This window comes from Oleiphilus sp. HI0128, assembly GCF_001635365.1.
Genome location: NZ_LWGG01001338.1, coordinates 1 through 539, shown reverse-complemented (window position 1 = coordinate 539; position 539 = coordinate 1). Strand labels below are relative to the sequence as shown.

Here is a 539-nt window from a genome sequence, read left to right as displayed (position 1 = left end):
GTTTAAAGCCAGTTATTTAGTCCAAACATTAGTTTGTGCATCTAAATGGTGAATTTAACTCAAGCAAAGAAGCCCCATGACAGCAGAAAACACGACACTTACTGGCTTGGCCAGAAAGTTTGTTTTGGATCAGTTACTCGATGAAGAAACTGCCCGAAAAGCACAGCTACACGCTCATCAGAACAATTTATCACTGGTTTCCCATCTGGTTCAAGCAAAAGCGGCTAAAGCCAAGGACCTAGCATTTTCTGCTGCGCAAGAATTTGGTATGCCTGTTTTGGACCTAAATGCCTTTCAGCAAGAATCCTTCCCCGAAAAGGTGGTTGATGAAAAGCTAATTAGAAAACACCATGCCCTGCCTTTATTTATGCGTGGCAATCGGCTTTTTATTGCGGTATCGGACCCAACCAATATTATTGCCCTTGATGAAATCAAGTTTCATACAGGCGCAAGTGTTGACGCAATACTCGTTGAAGATGACAAGCTTAATGCAGCCATCGAGAAGTATCTTGAGTCGCAGGATACAACGATGGGCGATC

1 pseudogene is annotated in these 539 nt (G+C 43.0%); it reads left to right on the top strand.

What is annotated here, in order from left to right:
* Positions 1 to 76: 76 nt before the first annotated feature.
* Positions 77 to 539: pseudogene (locus tag A3763_RS22285) on the top strand (type IV-A pilus assembly ATPase PilB); the annotation flags it as partial.